The following is a 19,638-nucleotide window of genomic DNA, read 5'->3' as shown; positions in this document are numbered from 1 at the left end:
CCCCCGCGCTGTCCCCCGCGCTGTCCTGACATCAATAGGCGCTCTGGCCGGTTCCCTTGTAGACCTTGTCGAACTCGGCCTTGACGGTGTCGTTCTGGTAGGACGCCACCAGGGTCTTGACCCAGGCTTCGTTTTCGCTGCCCTGCTTGACGGCGATGAAGTTGCGGTATGGGTTGCCTTCGGTCGGCTCCTGCGCGATGCGGTCGTTCTGCGTCAGGCCGCTCTTCAGCGCCCAATCGGTGTTGACGACGGCGGCGTCGAGGTCGTCGATCGACCGGCCGACGATACCGGCATCCAGCTCCTTGATCTCGACGTTCTTCGGGTTCTCCGCGATATCGGCGGTGGTGGCGAGGATGCCGGTGCCGTCCTTGAGCTTGATCACGCCTTCATGCTGCAGCACGAGAAGCGCACGGCCTTCGTTGGACGGGTCGTTCGGCACGCCGATGACGGCGCCCTTCGGAAGCTCAGCCACGGTCTTGTACTTCTTGGTGTAGAGGCCGATCGGCCAGATGCCGGTGAAGCCGACATTGACGATATGATAGCCGTGCTGCTTCACCTGATTGTCGAGATAAGGCTGATGCTGAAAAGCGTTGGCGTCGATTTCGCCGCGCTCAAGCGCCTCGTTCGGCTGCGTGTAGTCGTTGAAGACGACGGGCTCGACCTTCAGGCCCTTCTTGGCGGCTTCGGAAACGACGACGCGCCAGACGTCCTCGTCCTCGCCGCTCATGATTCCGACCTTGATCGTCTTGTCTGCAGCGAAGGACTGCGGGGCGGTTGCCGTCAAGCCGAATACGGCGACAGCGGAAGCAAAGATGGCGGCAAGGCCGGCCCTGCGGGAAAGGCGCAGCGTGCCGAGACCTTTGGAAAGCTTTTCAGTCATGGGAAATCCTGTTCCAGATGATCGAGATCGTTTTCTCGTTGACGGCTAGATCATCTCAGAGGCGTGCTTCGTCCGCGAAGCAGGATCATGCGTTGTGCATTGCGGTTCTGAAAAACTCTTTTCTGTGCGGCGCAAAAGAGCAAACTAATTTTCTATAAATACTGTAGATTATTTCTATGGCAAAATAGGCGTCTGCTAAAAAATAAGGCACGGTCAGCGGTGGATCGGGTCTTTCCAGAGGACTTCTTCCGGCTTTTCGACCGGTTCGATATCGAGATTGACAACCACCGGCTCTTGCCCGGAGCGGACCAGAACGCATTCCAGCGTTTCGTCGCGGCTGGCATTGATTTCCTGATGCGGCACATAGGGCGGCACGAAGATGAAATCGCCGGGGCCGGCTTCGGCGACGAATTCCAGATTTTCGCCCCAGCGCATCCGCGCCTTGCCTTTGACGACGTAAATAATGCTTTCGAGATCGCCGTGATGGTGGGCGCCGGTCTTGGCGTTGGCATGGATCGTCACGGTTCCGGCCCAGATCTTTTCCGCGCCCGCGCGGGCGTTGTTGATCGCGGTCGCGCGGTTCATGCCCGGCGTCTGCGCCGTATTCGGATCGAGAGCGTTGCCCGGGATGATCTTGATGCCGTGTTCGCGCCAGTCGACCGGCGGATGATCGTGATCGTGTCCGTTCTGATGCTCATGCTCGTGATCGCCGCACATGGTCGTCCTTTCGGCTTTGCAGAGGGATTCGCAGCCTGTCCACAGCAACGCTGTTATTTCACTCTATCCGAAGTCATTCAAAAATAAAGGGAATTGCAGAAAGTTCTCAAAGAGGCTTTTCAAGTCGTGATTAATCTATAGACTTGATCAAGTTAAATGACCGGTGGGAACATTTCGTGTGCATCCCGCGTTGCGCCGGTCACGAGATGGTTTGCCGCGCCGCCTGCCCCCATGGAATGCGTTTCAGGGCGCGCCAAACCGAAGAAGCAGCGCTTGGGTCTCGGGACGGGACCCGTCAGTTTTCATATATGCGCCCGACTTCCAATTGAAAGGAGACAGACATGTCGAATGCCTTGCCGCCCCTTCATGAGGGTCATGCCCCCATCACCCTGCAGCAGCTTTTCCGTGAAGCGCTCTACGCTTTCGAGGAATGGGACAGCGAAGTAACCGAACCGATCGTGACGTTCGATGGTCGTATCCATCCCATCAGCGTCGTGTTCGAAACCATGCGCGAATGCACCGACATCGTGCCCAACAACATCGTCTCGGCCGTGACCGAGCGGCTGACCAAGCCCTGGGAGGGTGAAGGTCCGCTCGACACGATGACCTTTTCGACCGCCGCCCGCGTGATGGGCGTGCTGGTCCGCAAAAGGCTGTTGGCCGTGAACAACGGTCTGAACGTCGCCGTTCTCGCGGCGGATGCTCAGACGACGGAAAAATCAGATCGTTAAGGAGCGACGTACGCTTATCGGAGGCCCGCCGGCATGCGCCGGCGGGCCTTTTGCATTCATCGCCGGCCAACGTCGAATTCCGGATCGACCGGGATCTGCATCGCCGTCACCAGATGGTTCGTCTGTCCTGCCAGTCCGATGACCGCGAGCAGTTCCGCATGCTGGGCGCCGGTCATTCCTTTCGCCCTGGCCGCTGCCGTATGGGAGTGGACACAATAGCTGCAGCCGTTGGCAGTCGAGACGGCGATATAGATCATCTCGCGCACGAGCGGGTCGAGCGCGCCTTCGGCCATCATGACCGCTTTCAGGCCCTCCCAGGTGCGCTTTAGCAGCGCGGGATCGTTTGCCAGGCCGCGCCAGAAATTATTGACGAAGTCGGACTTCCTGACCGCGCGGATGTCGTCGAACACCGCCTTGACCGCGGGAAGTGTCTCCGCCTCCGCATCATCGAGCAACTTGACCGTCGTCATTCTCTTTCTCCTTTCAGCGAACCCTCATCGCATGGAAGCATAATGCATTTTCCAATGGCCGGCCCGCACGGAGCTTCCATTATCCTGCCTCTTTTCATTTGCAAAAATCATCCATATGTGAAAATACTATTCACATAAGAAAACTGAGGCTGATGCGGACGCCGATCGCGGGGTTATTCCCGGATAGGCCGGCCGCCTTGAGCCGGTGATGTCAGGGGAGCGGAAATATCGATGGTGCTGAAGAAGGACTTGCCGTTGGCCGGGCTGGTCGTCGTCGACATGAGCCAGTTCCTGTCCGGTCCTTACTGCACCCTCCGGCTGATGGATCTGGGCGCCAGGGTCATCAAGATCGAACGGCCGGGCGGCGGCGATCTTTCGCGCGGGCTCTATCTCAGCGATGACGAGAGTGGCGATTCCACCATCTTCCATGCGATCAACCGCTCCAAGGAGAGCCTGGCGATCGATCTGAAGAACGAGCGCGACATGGCCGCGCTGCGCAATCTCATTTCCAAAGCCGACGTTCTCGTCCAGAATTTCCGTCCGGGGGTGATCGAGCGGCTGGGGTTGGGCCACGAGGCTGCGAGCAAACTCAATCCGCGCCTCGTCTACTGCTCGATCAGCGGTTACGGCGAGGATGGGCCGTGGGTTTCGCGGCCGGGGCAGGATCTCCTGGCGCAGTCGCGCTCCGGCGTCATGTGGTTGAACGGCGACGAGGGGCAGGGACCTGTGCCCTTCGGCCTGGCGATCGGCGATATGCTGGCGGGCGCTGCGGCGGCCCAGGGCATTCTCGCGGCGCTGGTCCGGCGCGGCGTGACGGGCGAGGGCGGGCTGGTCGAAACCAGTCTGCTCGAGGCTCTCGTCGACCTGCAGGTCGAGGTGTTGAGCGTGCACATGAACAGCGGCAACAAGCTGCCCGAGCGCTCCCATGTCCGCAGCGCCCATGCCTATCTTTCCGCGCCCTATGGCGTCTATTCCGCTGCCGACGGCTATCTCGCCATCGCCATGACGCCGATTTCCAAGCTCGCCGATCTGCTCGGGATGGCGGAACTCGCACCTTATCGCGACGATCCGAAAAGCTGGTTCACGTCGCGCGACGAGATCAAGGCGCTGATCGCGGCGCGCATCGCCACCCGCAATGTCGATGATTGGCTCGCCATTCTCGAACCTGCCGACATCTGGTGCGCGCGGGTGCTGAACTGGCCGGAACTGCTGGGCAGCGAGGGCTTTCGCGTTCTCGACATGCTACAGACTATCGGGCGGGACGATGGCGTCAGCCTGCACACCACCCGCTCGCCCATCCGCATCGACGGGCAGCGACCGAAATTCGAGCGTGCGGCCCCGCACGTTGGCGAGCATAATGCGGCGCTCTGGGAGGAGTTCGACCTCGGCTGAGGGGTCGAGAGGTCGCCGATGGATCTAGAAGGAGTTTTCCAATGACGCGCATCACCAATCTTCGCGTTTTCGATTTGCGCTTCCCCACATCGCAGAGCCTCGACGGCTCGGATGCGATGAATCCGGATCCGGATTATTCGGCAGCCTACGTCATCCTCGATACCGACAAGCCGGGTCTTGCCGGGCATGGCCTGACCTTCACCATCGGGCGCGGCAACGACATCTGCTGCATGGCGATCGAGGCGATGCGGCATCTGGTGGTCGGCACGGAACTCTCGACCGTATTGGAAAACCCCGGCAAATACTGGCGGCACCTGACCAGCGACAGCCAGTTGCGCTGGATCGGGCCGGAAAAGGGCGCGATGCATCTGGCGACGGGCGCGGTCGTCAACGCCGTCTGGGACTTGCTTGCCAAGGAGGCCGGCAAGCCGGTCTGGCGTCTGGTTTCGGAGATGGATGCGGAGCACATCGCCGATATCGTCGACTATCGTTATCTCACCGATGTTCTCACGCGCGACGAAGCCGTCGCCATCCTGAAGAAGGCGGAGGCCGGCAAGGCCGATCGCATCGCGACGCTCGAACGCGAGGGATATGCCTGCTATACCACCTCTGCCGGCTGGCTCGGCTATGACGACGCCAAGCTTCGCCGCCTTTGCCAGGAAGCGATCGACGCCGGTTTCAACCATGTGAAGATGAAGGTTGGCCGCGATCTCGAGGACGATATCCGCCGCCTCACCATCGCCCGCGAGGTGATCGGCCCCGACCGCTACCTGATGATCGACGCCAACCAGGTCTGGGAAGTCAACCAGGCGATCGACTGGGTGCGCAAGCTTGCCTTCGCCAAGCCCTTCTTCATCGAAGAGCCGACCAGCCCGGACGATGTTGCCGGACACCGCAAGATTCGCCAGGCCGTCGGCCCGGTGAAGGTCGCGACCGGCGAGATGTGCCAGAACCGCATCATGTTCAAGCAGTTCATCGCCGAGGGTGCGATCGACATCGTCCAGATCGATTCCTGCCGCATGGGCGGTCTTAACGAAGTGCTGGCGGTACTGCTGATTGCCGCCAAGTACGGCCTGCCGGTCTGGCCGCATGCCGGCGGCGTTGGGCTTTGCGAATATGTCCAGCACCTGTCGATGATCGACTACATCGCCGTCTCAGGCACCAAGGACGGCCGCGTCATCGAGTATGTCGATCATCTGCACGAGCATTTCATCGACCCCTGCATCATTCGCGATGCGGCCTACATGCCGCCAAGCTTGCCGGGTTTCTCGATCGAGATGAAGCCGGAATCGATCAAGGACTATACGTTCAAGGGCTGAGCCTCTGCTACAAGTTCTTTCTCCCCAAGGGGAGAAGGGGTCCGTCGCATGTCGGCCCTACACGTTCCGCTTCAACCATTGCTGAATGACCGGCACGTCGGCATCGGCGAATTCGTGACTGCCGGGGACGGTGGCAAGCTCGACATTTGCGCCACCGTCGCGCAGGCGTTCGACGAGGGGCCGAGCATATGGCCCGTACAAATCCTTTTCGCCGGCGATCACGAGCACGTCGGTGTCGGACAGGTCGGCGGCCGGCGGTTTTTCGAGGGCTGCCATGGACCGCAGCAGCACGGCACGGCGGATGAGATGCGGGTGCAGCGACAGTATGGCGTTGAGCAGATTGGCGCCGTTGGAATAGCCGATATAGACCATGCGGGCGGGATCGAGCCCATAGGCGTGGATTGCGCCATCGATGAAGGCCGCGAAGGCTTCGGCTTCGCCGGCAATATCGTTCTGGTCGAAGGTCATCGGCCCTGTGCGGCGGAACCAGCGCGGCGCACCTTCCTCAAGCGCGCGGCCGCGCACGGTAAGCAGCGTCGCGGCGGCGTCGATCTCGTGGCCGAGCGGCAGCATCGTCGTTTCATCGGCGCCGGAGCCGTGCAGCAGGATGAAGACATTGCCGTTGGGCTCACCGGGCGTGAAGAAGCGATGGATGAAGGGCAGATCGCGATAGATGACGCGCGGTTCGCCGGGCATCGAGAACTGCGGCAGGATCACGTTCAGTTCGGCCAAAAGCTTCGGGCTGTCACCGGGGGCGAAGAGGCGTGAGCCGAGCGTTGCCTCGTCCTCGTCGATCAACATGCCAGGAGCATCCGTCGCGAGTTCGAACAGGATCTGCCCGGGTTCGCGCACGTAGAGCGAGCGGAAATATTTGCGGTCATGCATCGTCGTCGGCCCGGAATTGATTGCCTGCAGCGCGGTATGGACCGACTGTAATTCCGCATCGTCGCTGGCGCGAAAGGCGACGTGATCGACCGTGCCGGTACCGGGTGCGTTTGCCCAGAAGCCGCTTGCATCGCGGATGTCGAGGATATCGCCGGGCTCCGAGACGAGCCGGCTGATCGCTCCGCCCGTTGCCTGCGGCCGGTAGCCGAAGTGATCGACCAGCATCGCCTGCGTCTCCTCGGGCGTCTCGCTGAAAAGCGTCGCGCCACGGATGCGGCGGATGGCGTGCTCCTGCGGGATGGAATCGCTTGCCCATGGTGCCGACGCCTTAAGCGTCGTGGTTCCCACCAGCTTGACGATGACGCCATCCGGGTCCTTCAGCCGCAGGACCGGCTCGCCGAATTCCTCCGACGGGCCGTCCGGCTTGAGGCCGGCGCTGAGGGCGCGTGTCAGCCAGAAGCCGATGCTTGCCGGATCGATGGCGAGGGAAATCTCGCCGATCTGACCGACGCCGGCGCGGCCGGGAGAACCGTCTTCCCAGACGAGAAAGGTGATCAGCGAGCCGGGCGAGCCCGTGGCGTCGCCATAGAGCAAATGAAGCTGCGTGGCGTCCTCGAAGCCGCCGGTGCGCTTGACGAGGCGCAGGCCGAGGAAGCCGACGTAGAAATCGACATTCGCCTGTACCTTGCGGGTGATCAGCGTGATGTGATGGATGCCGGCGACCATGGGGATGCTCCAGACTGTCATTTTACGTCTGGTCGCTATTTAGGCCGCTGGCGGCGTTCAATTCAATGTGCCGTCCGTGGAGGCACTGTTCACAAAAGTCGCTCTTGTCTGCGCCGGCCGGTGGCGAGCGTCAATGCTCGCCGAGGCTGTCTTCCGGCGATTTGCGGCGATGGCCGCTGATTTCAGAGCCGGCGCTGCGCGAGAAGCTGGCGTTCCAGATCACAGCAAGAAGGGCGATGGCCGTAACGACGATGAAGGCGATGGAGAAATCGGCCATCTCGGCTTTTGCGTGGCCGAAGAATTGCATCGAGCCATGCAGGGCAAGGGCGGCGACGCAGATGCCGAGCGAGAGCATCAACTGCTGGAAGGTCGAGTAGAAGCTGGTCGCGATGCTCATGCGGTCGCGCTCGATCTCGTCATAGGCGATCGTATTGTAGGCCGTGAACTGGAACGACATGAAGAAGCCGCAGAAGAACAGGATCACGAAGATGACCGACAGCGGCCAGTCGGGCTTGAAGATCGCGCACATGCCGTAGCCGAGCGTGCCGATCAGGCCGAAAATGATGAGGGCCGTGCGGAAGCCGAGCTTGCGCAGAATGTGCACCTGGAACGGCTTCATGGCCATGGAGCCCAGCGCGGTCGCAATGGCGATCTGGCCGGCGGCGGCCGCCGAAAGGCCGAAGCCGAGCTGCAGCATCAGGGGGATCAGGAAGGGATGGGCGCCCTGGCTGATGCGCGTCAGCGATCCGGCGATGACCGAGGTGCGGAATGTCGGCACCTTCATCAGCGAGAAATCCATGATCGGCGAGGGATGCTTGCGGGCGTGGCGCAGATAGGCGATGCCAAACAGCAGGCCGATGGAGATGAGGAAGACGGCCAGGTAGCCTTCGCCCTCGCGGCTCGACATTTCGAAACCGAAGAGCAGCGAGCCGAGCGAAATGCCCGAGAGGATAAAGCCCGAGAGATCGAAGCGGCCGGTGCGCGGACCTTTCACCTCCTCGATGAACATCGTCACCAGGATGAAGCCGATGATGCCGATCGGCACGTTGATGTAGAAGATCCAGCGCCAGTCGAGATAGGTGACGAACATGCCGCCGACGGGCGGGCCGAGGATCGGGCCGACAAGCGCCGGGATCAGCAGCCAGGACATGGCGTTGACCATGTCCTTGCGGGCGACGCTGCGCATCAGCACGAGACGTCCAACGGGCAGCATCATCGCGCCGCCAAGACCCTGCAGCAGGCGCGCGAGCACGAGGAAGAACAGGTTCGGAGCCTGCGCGCACAGAAGCGATCCCACGACGAAAACCGCGATGGCGGAGCGGAAGACGGTGCGCGATCCGAAGCGGTCGGCAATGGCGCCGCTGGCGGGAATGAAGATCGCGAGGCTGAGAAGATACGACGTCAGCGAGATACTCATGGCCGGCGCGCTGACGCCGAAGTCTCTTGCCATGGTCGGAAGGGCCGTCGCGAGCACGGTCGCGTCAAGCTGCTCCATGAACATCGCGCTTGCTACAATAAGCGCCACTACACGAAAATTCGGTGCGGCCCGCCTGACGTGGGCGGCCTGGAATATCTGATCCGACATTGTCGGGGATCGCTCTCGATGGGGCGGTGGGGTCGTAAGACAGAACCGCAAGTCTGGTCACGGCGCGAAGGCCTGTTTGAACGGCGGTTTGTATACTCCCGCATCGGCGCGATTTCCATATCAGAAATCGCAAATCTTATTGATGGGATGAAAAAAATAACGCACGTACGGCCAAAACGCGCAACAAATGAACGCGAGGTGAATGAATGGGCCGGATATCCCGCCGAAACGCTCACGCTTGGTTTTGCGACGTAAGATAATGTGCTTGTTCCGTCAGGCATTTACGCCGGAAGAGGCCGGTGCCGGGGATAGCGGCACCGGCCTCATTCATCGGTATCGGGCGGGCGATCAGTAGCCGGCTGCCAGTCCGGAGCCGGCGCGGCTGTCCATGGCGCCGTTGTAGCGGGCGCCGCCGCCCTTGGCGATGTCGCCGAGGCTCTTGCCGCCGACGAGAATGCCGGCGGACTGCCCCCAGATCGGCCAGTCGTTGTCTACCTGAACCGTATAGCCCATGCCGGTCAGAAGCTTGACCGTATCGGGCGAAAGCGCGTGCGGCTCCATATAGACCTTATCCGGCAGCCATTGATGATGGATGCGCGGCGCATCGATCGCTTCCTGGATGTTCATGCCGAAGTCGATGACGTTGATGATCGCCTCGAGCGTGATGGTGATGATGCGCGAACCGCCGGGGCTGCCGATGACCATGAAGGGCTTGCCGTCCTTGGCGATGATCGTCGGGCTCATGGAAGACAGCGGCGTCTTCTTCGGCTGGATGGCGTTGGCCTCGCCCTGCACGAGACCGTAGAGATTGGGCACGCCGGGCTTTGAGGTGAAGTCGTCCATCTCGTTGTTCAGGAGAATGCCCGTGCCGGGTGCGACGACGCCCGCCCCGAAGGAGCCGTTCAGCGTGTAGGTGACAGCGACGGCGTTGCCGTCGTTGTCGATGATCGAATAATGCGTCGTCTCGTGGCTCTCGCCGAGGCCCTTCGGCATCAGGTCCTTGGAAACGCCGGCCTTGTACGGGTCGATGCTGTTGCGGATCTTCTGGGCATAGGCCTTGTCGAGGAGTTTGCTAACGGGATTGTCGACGAAATCCGGATCGCCGAGGGCCGAGTTGCGGTCTACGTAGGCGTAGCGCATGGCCTCGACCATGAAATGCACGGTGTCGGCCGAGCCGTAGCCGGTATAGGAGAGCGGATAGCCTTCCAGCACGTTGAGGATTTCACAGATGATGACGCCACCGGAAGAGGGCGGCGGCGAGGAGATGATCTGATAGCCGCGATAGTCGCACTTCACCGGATCGAGTTCGCGCACCTTGTATTGTTCGAAATCCTGATTTGCGAGAATGCCGCCCTTGTCCTGGCTCGCCTTGACGATGGCGTTGGCGACCGGGCCCTTGTAAAAGCCGTCCGGCCCTTGATCCGAAATGCCGGAAAGGGCATTGGCGAGGTCCGGCTGCGTCAGCGTATCGCCTGCGGCGAAGGGCTTGCCGTCCGCCTTGGTGAAGATCGCGGCGGTGGCCGGATCGCGCGAGAGCCACTTCCTGCCCTCGTTGAGCTCCGCCGCATCGGCCTGGTTCAGCGTGAAGCCTTCCTTGGCGTAACGAATGGCCGGCGCCATCAGATCCTGGCGGGATTTCGTGCCGTATTTCTCGCGGGCGGTCTCGAAGCCCATGACCGAGCCGGGAACGCCGACGGCGAGATAGCCGTCCGTGCTTGCGCCTTTGACGATATTGCCTTTGTCGTCGAGATACATGCCCTTGGTGGCGGCGAGCGGTGCGCGCTCGCGGAAATCGAGGAAAGTCGTCTTGCCGTCCCGCAGGCGGATGGTCATGAAGCCGCCGCCGCCGATATTGCCGGCAGTCGGATAGACCACGGCAAGCGCATAGCCGACGGCAACGGCCGCATCGACGGCATTGCCGCCGCTTTTCAGCACTTCGACGCCGACATCGGTCGCCAGATGCTGTGCCGTGACGACCATGCCGTGCTCCGCCTCGACCGGCGGGGGTGCGGCGGCTTTGGCCGTGACCGAAAAGAGCGCGAATGTGACCAGGGTTACGGACGAAATCACCCGCTGGTGGAACTGGCGCATGATGGTTATGCCTCCCGTTGTCATATTGATGGAAAATGCCCCTTAAATGACATGGTGCCTAGCGGGAAAATGGCGATATCCGCCGTCACAATTTTTCGGATCCGGCCGATACACGCCCGGCGGATGGGGCCCACCGGCGCGGCGCCGCGCATGCGCATTGGCGGCGGCGGCGTCGGCCCAATGTGCGAGATGACGTCACAGGTGCAACATTTTAGTTATTAGTCGATGCTACTGAATAGGCTCTCGAGCAAGGCGAGAGCAATTCCGGGAAAGGTGCGGAACGGTTTTCCGTCCGGAGTTGCGTGAAGACAAAAGGATGGAGCGTTTTCGCGATTCGAAGGAAGCGGAATCGCTCCAGGTATTGCGTGGGGGGCCATGATGGCTGTGATGAAGCTGGAGCAGAGGAATAGCGAGCGCTTGACGAAGGTCAAGCCGCTCATCGTTTCCGAAAGGACGCATGTTATTGAAATCGAGTGCGGCCATTGCAGCCGGCACTTCTTTCGATGGTCGTCGATGGCGGCGATCTACTGGCGCTGCGATGATTGCAGTGTCACCGCCTGATATCGGGCTGCGTTGCGGATCTAGACGATCAGGATGGCGCGGAAGTCATTGACGTTGGTTCCTGTCGGGCCGGGCACGAAGAGATCGCCGATCGCGTTGAAGGCCGTCCAGGCATCGTTGTTCGCCAGCATGTCGGCCGGCACCAGTCCGGCCTCGCGCAGCCGCGCCACCGTGCCCGCATCGGCAAAGGCGCCTGCATTGTCCTCGCTGCCGTCGATACCATCCGTATCGGCCGCCATGGCGTGAATGCCGGTGTGGCCGTCGATATCGATCGCCAGCGACAATAGGAATTCGGAGTTTCGCCCGCCCTTGCCCTTTCCTTTCAGCGTCACCGTCGTTTCGCCGCCGGATAGGAGCACGATGGGCCTGGCGAAGGGGCGGTTGCGGTGAAGCACCTCGCGGGCGATGGCGGCGTGAACATGGGCGGCTTCGCGCGCTTCGCCCTCGATGGCGTCGGAGAGTATGGCCGCCTCGATCCCGACGGCCCGCGCCACCTCGGCGGCGGCGTCCAGCGAGACGCCGGCGGACGCGATGAGATGCACTTCGTTGCCGGCAAAACGCGGATCGTCCGGGCGCGGCGCATCCGCCTCGGCTTTCTCGATATGGGCGAGAACGGCCGGCGGCAGTTCGATGCGGTAGAGGCGGATGAGGTCGAGCGCTTCGGCGCGCGTGCCCGCGCCCGGCACCGTCGGGCCGGATGCCACCAGAGCCGGATCGTCGCCGGGAATATCCGAAACGACGAGAGAGACGACCTTGGCGGGATGGGCAGCGGTCGCCAAGCGGCCGCCCTTGATGGCCGATAGATGCTTGCGGATGACGTTCATCGCCGAAATCGGGGCGCCGGAGGCGAGCAGCGCCTTATTGACGGCAATCTCGTCGGCAAGGCTGAGCGCGCCGGCCGGCGACGGCAGCAGCGCCGAGCCGCCGCCCGATATCAGGGCGATCACCAGATCGTCCTCTGTCAGGCCCTCGACGAGTTTCAGAAGCCGGCGGGAGGCGGTAAGCCCTGCTTCGTCCGGCACCGGATGAGCCGCTTCGATGATCTCGATCCGGCGGCAAGGAGCGGAAAAGCCGTACCGCGTCACGACAAGTCCTTCCAGCGGGCCGTCCCAGCATTGTTCCAAGGCTGCGGCCATCTGTGCGGAACCCTTGCCGGCGCCGATGACGATCGTCCGACCCTTCGGCCTGGCCGGCAGATGCGCGCGGATGCCGGCCAGCGGATCGGCCGCGCGAACGGCGGCATCGAACAGCGAAGTCAGGAAGGCGCGTGGATCGGAAACGGTCATGTCGAAGTGCCTGTCTGCTGGAGCGTTTGTACGCAATTCCGGACGGAAAACCACACCGCACTTTTCCTGGAATTGCACTAAGAGCCTGTAACCATTTGGTGGCTTAACTGGTTGGAAGACGCAAGGGGCGGGAACGGCAATTGTGTCCGGCGCGAAGAATCTCTATGTAGAAGGAAAGGGTTTCACGGCTTTATTTCAAGGATTTTCGACATGGCAGAACTGAAAGTGAAGACAAGACAGACCGGCGCCACCGCTACGCTCGGCCGCACCGGTTTTCCGCATGTGACCTCGGTGACGGGCGGTGAGATCGACATCGTCACCTCGCCGTCGCAGCCCGGTTTCAACCCGCTCGATCTGCTTTATTCGTCACTCTCCGCCTGTCTGGTCTTAAGCGCCCGCATGGCGGCAAGCAGTCTCGGCGTGCTCGACAAACTGACCGAAGTGACTGCCGTCGTCACAGGCGAAAAGGCTGCCGAAGGGCTTTCTCGCGTGGAAAAGTTCAACATCGCTTTCATCATCAAGGGCGATTTCAGCGATGAGATCCGCAACGCGATCGCCCATGCGGCCGAAGATGAAATCTGCACCGTGAGCAACACGATCCGCGGCAATCCGCAGTTTTCGACGACGATATCGGGATAAATAGCCCCTCATCCGCCCCCTGAGCTTGTCGAAGGGCGAGCACCTTCTCCCCGTTTTGGACGGGGAGAAGGGGACAGCCGCGCTATCACCATCCCTCTCTGCTCGCGGAGTTGGGCGAGGTACGGAGATCAATTTTCTTATTTGGCCGCTGGGCGGCGTGATCTGGCAGGATCGCCCTCTCCCCGTCAAAACGGGGAGAGGGCTGGGGTGAGGGGCCATTCTATTTCGTGGGAAACTGAAATCCTTCGAGATAGGGGCCAAGCTCCGGATCGATATCTACCTTGACGGCATTGTTGTAGATCGCAGTGGCGATCATAATCCCCGCGAAAGCCACGAGATTGGCGAGTGTCGGTTCGTCGTAGCGTGCTTTAAGCCGTGTCCAGACCTCTTCCGGAATGGCATTGGAATCCCTGACGATCGCCTTGCCAAATTCGATCAGCAGGGCCTCATCTTCGGTCGGCACGATCGTTTCCGGCGTCAGGCCGGCATTGATGAGCGCGCGCCTGAAGAAACCGAGGGGATGATCGAGCGGCATTCGATCGCGATAGCTTGGCAAAGCAGCCAGACGGCGCGGTCGTCCAGCGCCGGGCGCAGCTCTTCGCGCAAGGGAAACCACTCCGCATAGATGCGATGCGCCACTGGCGAATGCAGCAGCGTCCGCTTCATGTTCGTCATGCGGCCGCGCAGCTGCACCTCGCGATCATGTTCGGCGCGCACGGCCTCGGAAGCGGTTTCATAGTCGATCGGGGTGATATGGCTCATTTTCATGTCTCTCTTACTGCGCTGCCGCAGCCGTTGCCTTGAAGAAGCGGTTCTCCGGGCGCGGCAAGCCCAGATGTTCGCGCAATGTCGTGCCTTCGTAGTCGCGACGGAAGATGCCGCGTCGCTGAAGCTCTGGAACAACACGGGTGGTCACGTCAAGCAGGCCCTGCGGCAGGAAGGGGAAGACGACGTTGAAGCCATCCGAACCTTCCTCATGCAGCCACTTTTCCATCTCGTCGGCAATGGTCTCAGGCGTGCCGACGAAAGCGAGGCCGGCGTAGCCGCCGAGCCGCTGGGCAAGCTGGCGCACGGTCAGCTTTTCGGTCTCGGCAAGGGCGATGACGCGTTCGCGTCCGCTCTTGCTGGCATTGGTCTCGGGAATTTCCGGCAGGGGGCCGTCGGGGTCGAATCCGGAGGCATCGTGCCCGAGTGCGATCGAAAGCGATGCGATGGCGCTGTCGTAGTGGACGAGGCTGTCGAGCTTCGCCCGCTTGGCTTTTGCCTCCTCGATGGTGTCGCCGACGACGATGAAGGCGGCGGGCAGGATCTTCAGGTGATCTGGATTGCGGCCGATCGCCTTCATCCGCCCCTTGATATCGGCGAAGATCGCCTTGCCGTCGGCAAGATTGCGGGGGGCGGCGAAAACCGCTTCGGCAGTTTCCGCGGCAAGCTGGCGGCCGGCGTCCGATTGCCCCGCCTGCACGATGACCGGCCAGCCCTGCGGCGGGCGGGCGATATTGAGGGGGCCGCGGACGCTGAGTTCCTCGCCCTTGTGGCCGAGGACATGCATGCGTTCCGGATCGAAGAAGATGCCGCTTTCGGCATCGTGGATGAAGGCGTCGTCGGCAAAACTGTCCCACAGGCCGGTGACGACATCGTAGAACTCGCGGGCGCGATGGTAGCGCTCGCCATGCTCCATATGCTCTTCGAGGCCGAAATTGAGGGCGGCGTCCGGATTGGACGTGGTGACGATGTTCCAGCCGGCGCGGCCGCCGCTGATGTGGTCGAGCGAGGCGAAGCGGCGGGCGATGTGATAGGGCAGGTCGAAGGTGGTGGATGCCGTCGCAACGAGGCCGATCCTGTCGGTGACGGCGGCGAGCGCCGAAAGCAGGGTGAAAGGCTCGAAGGACGTCACGGTCTGGCTGCGCTTCAACGCCTCGATCGGCATGTTGAGAACCGCCAGGTGGTCGGCCATGAAGAAGGCATCGAACTTCGCTTTTTCCAGCTCCTGGGCGAAGCTCTTGATATGCTTGAAATTGAAGTTGGCATCCGGGTAGGCGCCGGGATAGCGCCAGGCACCGGTATGCAGGCTGACGGGGCGCATGAAGGCGCCGAGCTTCAATTGCTTCTGTTCGGTCATCGGCTCTCTCTCGAAGGTCGTCAGGCTATCGCGCCGCCGGAGCGGCATCGCCAGCGGAATGATGCATTACGACGTAGGCGCGGCCCTGACGCATTCAAAGAGCCGATTTCATTTATTTGATCGCTTTTATGGAATAATCATCCAGCCCGTATTTTGGCGTTGTTCTGTTCGCCAAATATTTTGACCAGCCATTCGATGAAGACGCGGACGCGCGGCGAAAGCTGGCGGCTGCGCGGATAGAGCATCGAGACGGGCGTTCGCGTCGGCGGATATTTCCGCAGGATATGGAGCAGCTCGCCGGATTGCAGCGCTTCTTCCGCGTGATAGCGCGGAACCTGGATCAGGCCGAGGCCGAGCCTGGCCGCAGCGAAATAGCTCTCGGCCGCATTGACGGAAATAGTGGCGGGCAGTGTGATTTCACGCACGGTGCCGCCGATCTGGAATTCCAGCGGCAGCAATCCGCCCGTGGCGGAAGAGCGGAAGCCGACCATGCGATGGCCGTCGAGCTGATCCGGATGAGTCGGCATGCCGAAGCGCTCGACATAGGCGGGCGCCGCAAGCGTGACTTCCTCCAGCATCGCGACACGCCTGCCGATCATGTCGCTATCCTGAAGCGTGCCGACGCGCAGCACGCAGTCGATGCCCTCGCGGATCAGATCGACGAACCGGTCGCCCTCGGTGATCTGCAATTCGATATCGGGATAGGTTTCGAGGAATGAAGGCAGGTTCGGAAGGACGAAGTGCCGGGCGAGCGTTCCGTGTACGTCGACGCGCAGCACGCCCTTCGGCCTGGCGCCGGCGAAGGCGCCTTCGGCATCCTCGATATCGGAGAGGATGCGCAGGCAGCGCTGGTAATAGGCCTCTCCATCCAGCGTCGGGCTGACGTGCCGCGTCGTGCGCTGCAGCAGGCGCACGCCGAGCCGCGCCTCAAGCCGCTTGATCGCATCCGTCACCGTCGAGCGGGGCAGGCCGGTGTCTTCGGCGGCAAGCGTGAAGCTGCGCCGCTCGACGACCCGGCAAAACACTCGCATGGCATCGAATCTGTCCATCTTTTTATTCGACAATTCCGGATAGTGATGGCGATTAATGGCTGATTATCCGCATCCTGAAAAGGGGCATCTTCTCCTCATCGAAAGGCGCTATGGCGCAAAGCAAAGAAGGATGAGGAAAATGAGCAGCAATTCCAATAAGGTAGCGATCATCACCGGCGCATCCCGCGGCATCGGCGCGGCTATTGCGGAGCGTTTGGCCGAGGATGGTTTCACCGTCGTTATCAACTACGCCGGCAGCGAAGCCGCCGCCGAGGAACTTGCCCGCAGGATCGAGGCAAAAGGCGGCAAGGCGCTGACCGCGAAAGCCGATGTTTCCGATGTCGAAGCCGTGCGCCGCATGTTCGATGCGGCAGAGGCTGCCTTCGGCGGCGTCGACGTGCTGGTCAACAATGCCGGGATCATGCAGCTCGCCAGGATCGCCGATGCGGACGACGCGCATTTCGACCGCCATATCGCCATCAACCTCAAGGGCACCTTCAACACGTTGCGCGAAGCCGGCAAGCGCCTGCGCGACGGCGGCCGCATCGTCAATTTCTCGACCAGCGTGGTCGGTCTCAAGCTCGAAACCTACGGCGTCTATGCCGCGACGAAGGCGGCGGTCGAACTGCTGACGGGCATCATGGCGAAGGAATTGCGCGGCCGGTCGATCACCGTCAACGCCGTCGCGCCCGGTCCGACGGCGACGGATCTCTTCCTGAACGGCAAGAGCGACGAACTCATCGACCGCATGGCCAAGATGAACCCGCTCGAGCGCCTGGGCACGCCGCAGGATATTGCCGCGGCGGTCTCCTTCCTCGTCGGTCCCGATGGCGGCTGGATCAACGGCCAGACGCTGCGCGCCAATGGCGGCATGATCTGAGACACCCGTAGCCATCGCCAGCAACAGCCGATCCAGGAAAGGAGCAGGATCATGAGCAAACAAGTCATCGTCATCACGGGAGCATCGAGCGGCTTCGGCGCCCTGACGGCACGCGCCCTCGCCAAGGCAGGACACACGGTCTATGCCGGCATCCGCGAAACCAAGGGGCGCAATGCCGGGCAGGTCGCGGCGGCAGCTGCATTCGCCGAAGAGAACGGCGTCGATCTCAGAACCGTCGAGCTTGACGTCGCATCGGACGCCTCCGTCGAGGCCGGCATTGCCGCCGTCATCGCCGAGCAGGGCCGCATCGACACCATCATCCACAATGCCGGCCATATGTCCTTCGGCCCGGCGGAAGCCTTCACGCCGGAGCAGTTCGCCGAACTCTACGACATCAATGTGCTCAGCACCCAGCGCGTCAATCGCGCCGTGCTGCCCCACATGCGCAAGCAAGGAAAAGGGCTGGTCGTCTGGGTATCCTCCTCCAGCACGCGCGGCGGCACGCCGCCCTATCTCTCCCCGTATTTCGCTGCCAAGGCGGCCATGGACTCGCTTGCCGTCTCCTACGCTTCGGAGCTGACCCGCTGGGGGATCGAGACCGCCATCATCGTGCCCGGCGCCTTTACGAAGGGGACGAACCATTTTGCCCATTCCGGTTCGCCGGCCGACAAGGCCCGGGCCGCCGAATACGATGACGGCCCCTATGCCGGCGTGCCCGACCAGGCGCTGAAGGGGCTTGCTTCGCTGGAGCCGGCGGATGCCGATGCCGCTTCGGTTGCGGCCGCGATCGCCGATGTCGTCGACATGCCGTTTGGCACGCGCCCGTTCCGCACCCATATAGATCCCGCCGAGGACGGCGCGGAAATCGTCAATGGTGTTGCCGATCGTGTCCGGGCGGAGCTTTTCCGGCGCATCGGCCTGGAAGACCTGCTGACGCCGCATGCGAAGGCCTGAGGCTCCCGCTGCTGCGCTTCTAACGTGTCAAATCGCCGCTTCTGTGCCACAGAGGCGGCGATCTGTCGCTTGTATCGGGGCTATTTTGCTTCGTACGGCATTCCAAGCCTATTCGTTTCGTACTAAAGCGAATCCTTCAAAGGGTCGGGAGACATCCATGGACGCGAAGGACATCGGCGAAATTGCCAGCTGGCTCATGCAGGCCGGCCTGAAAGGGGTGGCGGAAGCCGATATCCTGTCGGGTTTCTGCGAGCAATGCCGTCAGCATGGCCTCAACGTCGATCGGGCCATGGCGCTGATGGATACGCTGCATCCGGTCTATGAAGGCCGCGCCTTCCGCTGGGACGGCAACCAGGTAATCGAACGTGAGTTCGAATACGGTCCATCGCACCAGGGCATCGCCTCCGAGAACTGGCAGCGTTCCGCCTTCTATCACATGTTGTCGACGGGGGGAGACGAGGTGCGCCGGCGTATCGGTTTTGGCGACCCGATCGATTTCTTCGGGCTCGACACGCTGCTCGCCGATGGGCATACCGATTACATCGCCATGGTGCACCGTTTCGAAGAGGGCGGTACGATCGGCGAGATGGATTGCTTCTATTCCAACTTCGCCACGGCCGCCGAAATGGGGTTCCTGGAAGAAGATTTGCGCGTGCTGCGCAAGCTGACGCCGGCGCTGGCGCTGGCAATCAAGTGCACCGGCATGAGCCGCATCGCCCGCACCATTGCCGAGGTCTATCTCGGCGAGGACGCGGCCCGGCATGTGCTCGAAGGCAAGATCACGCGCGGCAAGACGGAACGGATCTCGGCGGCGCTCTGGTTCTCCGATCTCGCCAACTACACGCGCATCTCGGATACGGCCGAGCCCGACGAAATCATTCCCATGCTGAACGCCTATGCGGATGCGGTCATCTCCTCGATCCACGAGGCGGGCGGCAACGTGCTGAAGCTGATCGGCGACGGTACGCTGGCGATCTTCAAGGCCAGGAATTCCGCCGATGCCTGCACTGCCGCGCTGATGGCGGAATCGCTGCTGCGCCAACGCCTCAGCGACCTGAACTCGCAGCGGCAGATCGAAGGCAGGCCGGTGACGGACGTCTATCTCGGCCTGCATATCGGCGATGTCTTCTATGGCAATATCGGCAGCATGGATCGCCTGGACTTCACGGTCATCGGGCCGGCCGTCAACGAGGTCAGCCGTATCGCCTCGATGTGCCGTTCGGCCGATCGCAATATTCTGATGTCGTCGAATTTCGTCGAGGCGCTTTCGGGCCAGCAGAGCAACGACCTAGTTTCCGTCGGGCGTTATGCGCTGCGTGGCGTCAAGCGGCCGCAGGAACTGTTCACGCTGCTCTCCTCGGCTGCGTAG

16 protein-coding genes and 1 pseudogene are annotated in these 19,638 nt (G+C 62.0%); 7 read left to right on the top strand and 10 right to left on the bottom strand.

Annotated elements, in window-relative coordinates; genetic code table 11:
* Positions 1–31: 31 nt before the first annotated feature.
* Positions 32–880, bottom strand: coding sequence for a MetQ/NlpA family lipoprotein (locus tag ACJJVH_RS11385; RefSeq protein WP_113356331.1), 849 nt, complete (start codon positions 878–880; stop codon positions 32–34).
* Between the two features lie 213 nt (positions 881–1,093).
* On the bottom strand, positions 1,094–1,597 hold the full coding sequence (locus tag ACJJVH_RS11380; RefSeq protein ID WP_113371178.1) for a cupin domain-containing protein: 504 nt from the start codon (positions 1,595–1,597) through the stop codon (positions 1,094–1,096).
* Between the two features lie 341 nt (positions 1,598–1,938).
* Here ACJJVH_RS11380 and ACJJVH_RS11375 point away from each other — a divergent pair, with 341 nt between their 5' ends.
* The gene (locus ACJJVH_RS11375; RefSeq protein WP_113356332.1) at positions 1,939–2,328 is read left to right on the top strand and encodes a hypothetical protein; all 390 of its coding nucleotides are present in this window, start codon (positions 1,939–1,941) and stop codon (positions 2,326–2,328) included.
* Between the two features lie 56 nt (positions 2,329–2,384).
* Here ACJJVH_RS11375 and ACJJVH_RS11370 read toward each other — a convergent pair whose 3' ends face one another.
* On the bottom strand, positions 2,385–2,798 hold the full coding sequence (locus ACJJVH_RS11370) for a carboxymuconolactone decarboxylase family protein (protein ID WP_412063938.1): 414 nt from the start codon (positions 2,796–2,798) through the stop codon (positions 2,385–2,387).
* 231 nt (positions 2,799–3,029) lie between these two features.
* Between ACJJVH_RS11370 and ACJJVH_RS11365 the strand changes: the two genes are divergently transcribed.
* Positions 3,030–4,190, top strand: coding sequence for a CaiB/BaiF CoA transferase family protein (locus ACJJVH_RS11365; protein ID WP_412063937.1), 1,161 nt, complete (start codon positions 3,030–3,032; stop codon positions 4,188–4,190).
* 41 nt (positions 4,191–4,231) lie between these two features.
* On the top strand, positions 4,232–5,509 hold the full coding sequence (locus ACJJVH_RS11360; RefSeq protein ID WP_112802382.1) for an L-fuconate dehydratase: 1,278 nt from the start codon (positions 4,232–4,234) through the stop codon (positions 5,507–5,509).
* Between the two features lie 57 nt (positions 5,510–5,566).
* Here the strand turns inward: ACJJVH_RS11360 and ACJJVH_RS11355 are convergent, their stop codons facing one another.
* The 4 genes from ACJJVH_RS11355 to ACJJVH_RS11340 form a co-directional block, all read right to left on the bottom strand.
* On the bottom strand, positions 5,567–7,120 hold the full coding sequence (locus ACJJVH_RS11355; protein WP_412065159.1) for a VOC family protein: 1,554 nt from the start codon (positions 7,118–7,120) through the stop codon (positions 5,567–5,569).
* Between the two features lie 130 nt (positions 7,121–7,250).
* Positions 7,251–8,705 carry an MFS transporter gene (locus ACJJVH_RS11350; protein WP_113383761.1) on the bottom strand — a complete coding sequence of 485 codons (1,455 nt, stop codon included), beginning with the start codon at positions 8,703–8,705 and terminating at the stop codon, positions 7,251–7,253.
* A 348-nt stretch (positions 8,706–9,053) separates the two neighbouring features.
* Positions 9,054–10,796 carry a gamma-glutamyltransferase gene (gene ggt, locus ACJJVH_RS11345; RefSeq protein ID WP_412063936.1) on the bottom strand — a complete coding sequence of 581 codons (1,743 nt, stop codon included), beginning with the start codon at positions 10,794–10,796 and terminating at the stop codon, positions 9,054–9,056.
* Between the two features lie 581 nt (positions 10,797–11,377).
* Complete coding sequence (locus ACJJVH_RS11340) at positions 11,378–12,643, bottom strand: glycerate kinase (RefSeq protein WP_412063935.1); 1,266 nt, start codon at positions 12,641–12,643, stop codon at positions 11,378–11,380.
* Positions 12,644–12,853: 210 nt separating this feature from the next.
* On the opposite strand from ACJJVH_RS11340, the gene ACJJVH_RS11335 reads away from it, so the two are divergent.
* Entirely contained in the window at positions 12,854–13,282 is a 429-nt protein-coding gene (locus tag ACJJVH_RS11335; protein ID WP_112802372.1) for an OsmC family protein, read from the top strand.
* A 220-nt stretch (positions 13,283–13,502) separates the two neighbouring features.
* On the opposite strand, the pseudogene ACJJVH_RS11330 reads toward ACJJVH_RS11335, so the two are convergent.
* From ACJJVH_RS11330 to ACJJVH_RS11320, 3 genes and pseudogenes are all read right to left on the bottom strand, one after another.
* Positions 13,503–14,044, bottom strand: a pseudogene (locus tag ACJJVH_RS11330) (carboxymuconolactone decarboxylase family protein).
* Between the two features lie 13 nt (positions 14,045–14,057).
* Positions 14,058–15,404, bottom strand: coding sequence for an LLM class flavin-dependent oxidoreductase (locus ACJJVH_RS11325; protein WP_112802441.1), 1,347 nt, complete (start codon positions 15,402–15,404; stop codon positions 14,058–14,060).
* A gap of 137 nt (positions 15,405–15,541) precedes the next feature.
* Positions 15,542–16,453 carry a LysR family transcriptional regulator gene (locus ACJJVH_RS11320; RefSeq protein WP_412063934.1) on the bottom strand — a complete coding sequence of 304 codons (912 nt, stop codon included), beginning with the start codon at positions 16,451–16,453 and terminating at the stop codon, positions 15,542–15,544.
* 121 nt (positions 16,454–16,574) lie between these two features.
* Between ACJJVH_RS11320 and ACJJVH_RS11315 the strand changes: the two genes are divergently transcribed.
* The 3 genes from ACJJVH_RS11315 (at position 16,575) to ACJJVH_RS11305 (ending at position 19,638) form a co-directional block, all read left to right on the top strand.
* On the top strand, positions 16,575–17,315 hold the full coding sequence (locus tag ACJJVH_RS11315) for an SDR family oxidoreductase (RefSeq protein ID WP_412063933.1): 741 nt from the start codon (positions 16,575–16,577) through the stop codon (positions 17,313–17,315).
* Positions 17,316–17,366: 51 nt separating this feature from the next.
* Positions 17,367–18,269, top strand: a complete 903-nt coding sequence (locus tag ACJJVH_RS11310) for an SDR family oxidoreductase (RefSeq protein ID WP_412063932.1) — start codon at positions 17,367–17,369, stop codon at positions 18,267–18,269.
* Positions 18,270–18,426: 157 nt separating this feature from the next.
* Positions 18,427–19,638 (top strand): adenylate/guanylate cyclase domain-containing protein, encoded by a 1,212-nt coding sequence (locus ACJJVH_RS11305; RefSeq protein ID WP_112802364.1) that lies wholly within the window; start codon positions 18,427–18,429, stop codon positions 19,636–19,638.

Origin of the sequence: Rhizobium sp. SYY.PMSO (assembly GCF_046840415.1) — a bacterium.
In the GTDB taxonomy this organism is placed as follows: Bacteria; Pseudomonadota; Alphaproteobacteria; order Rhizobiales; family Rhizobiaceae; genus Rhizobium.
This window is presented reverse-complemented; position numbering and strand designations above follow the sequence as displayed.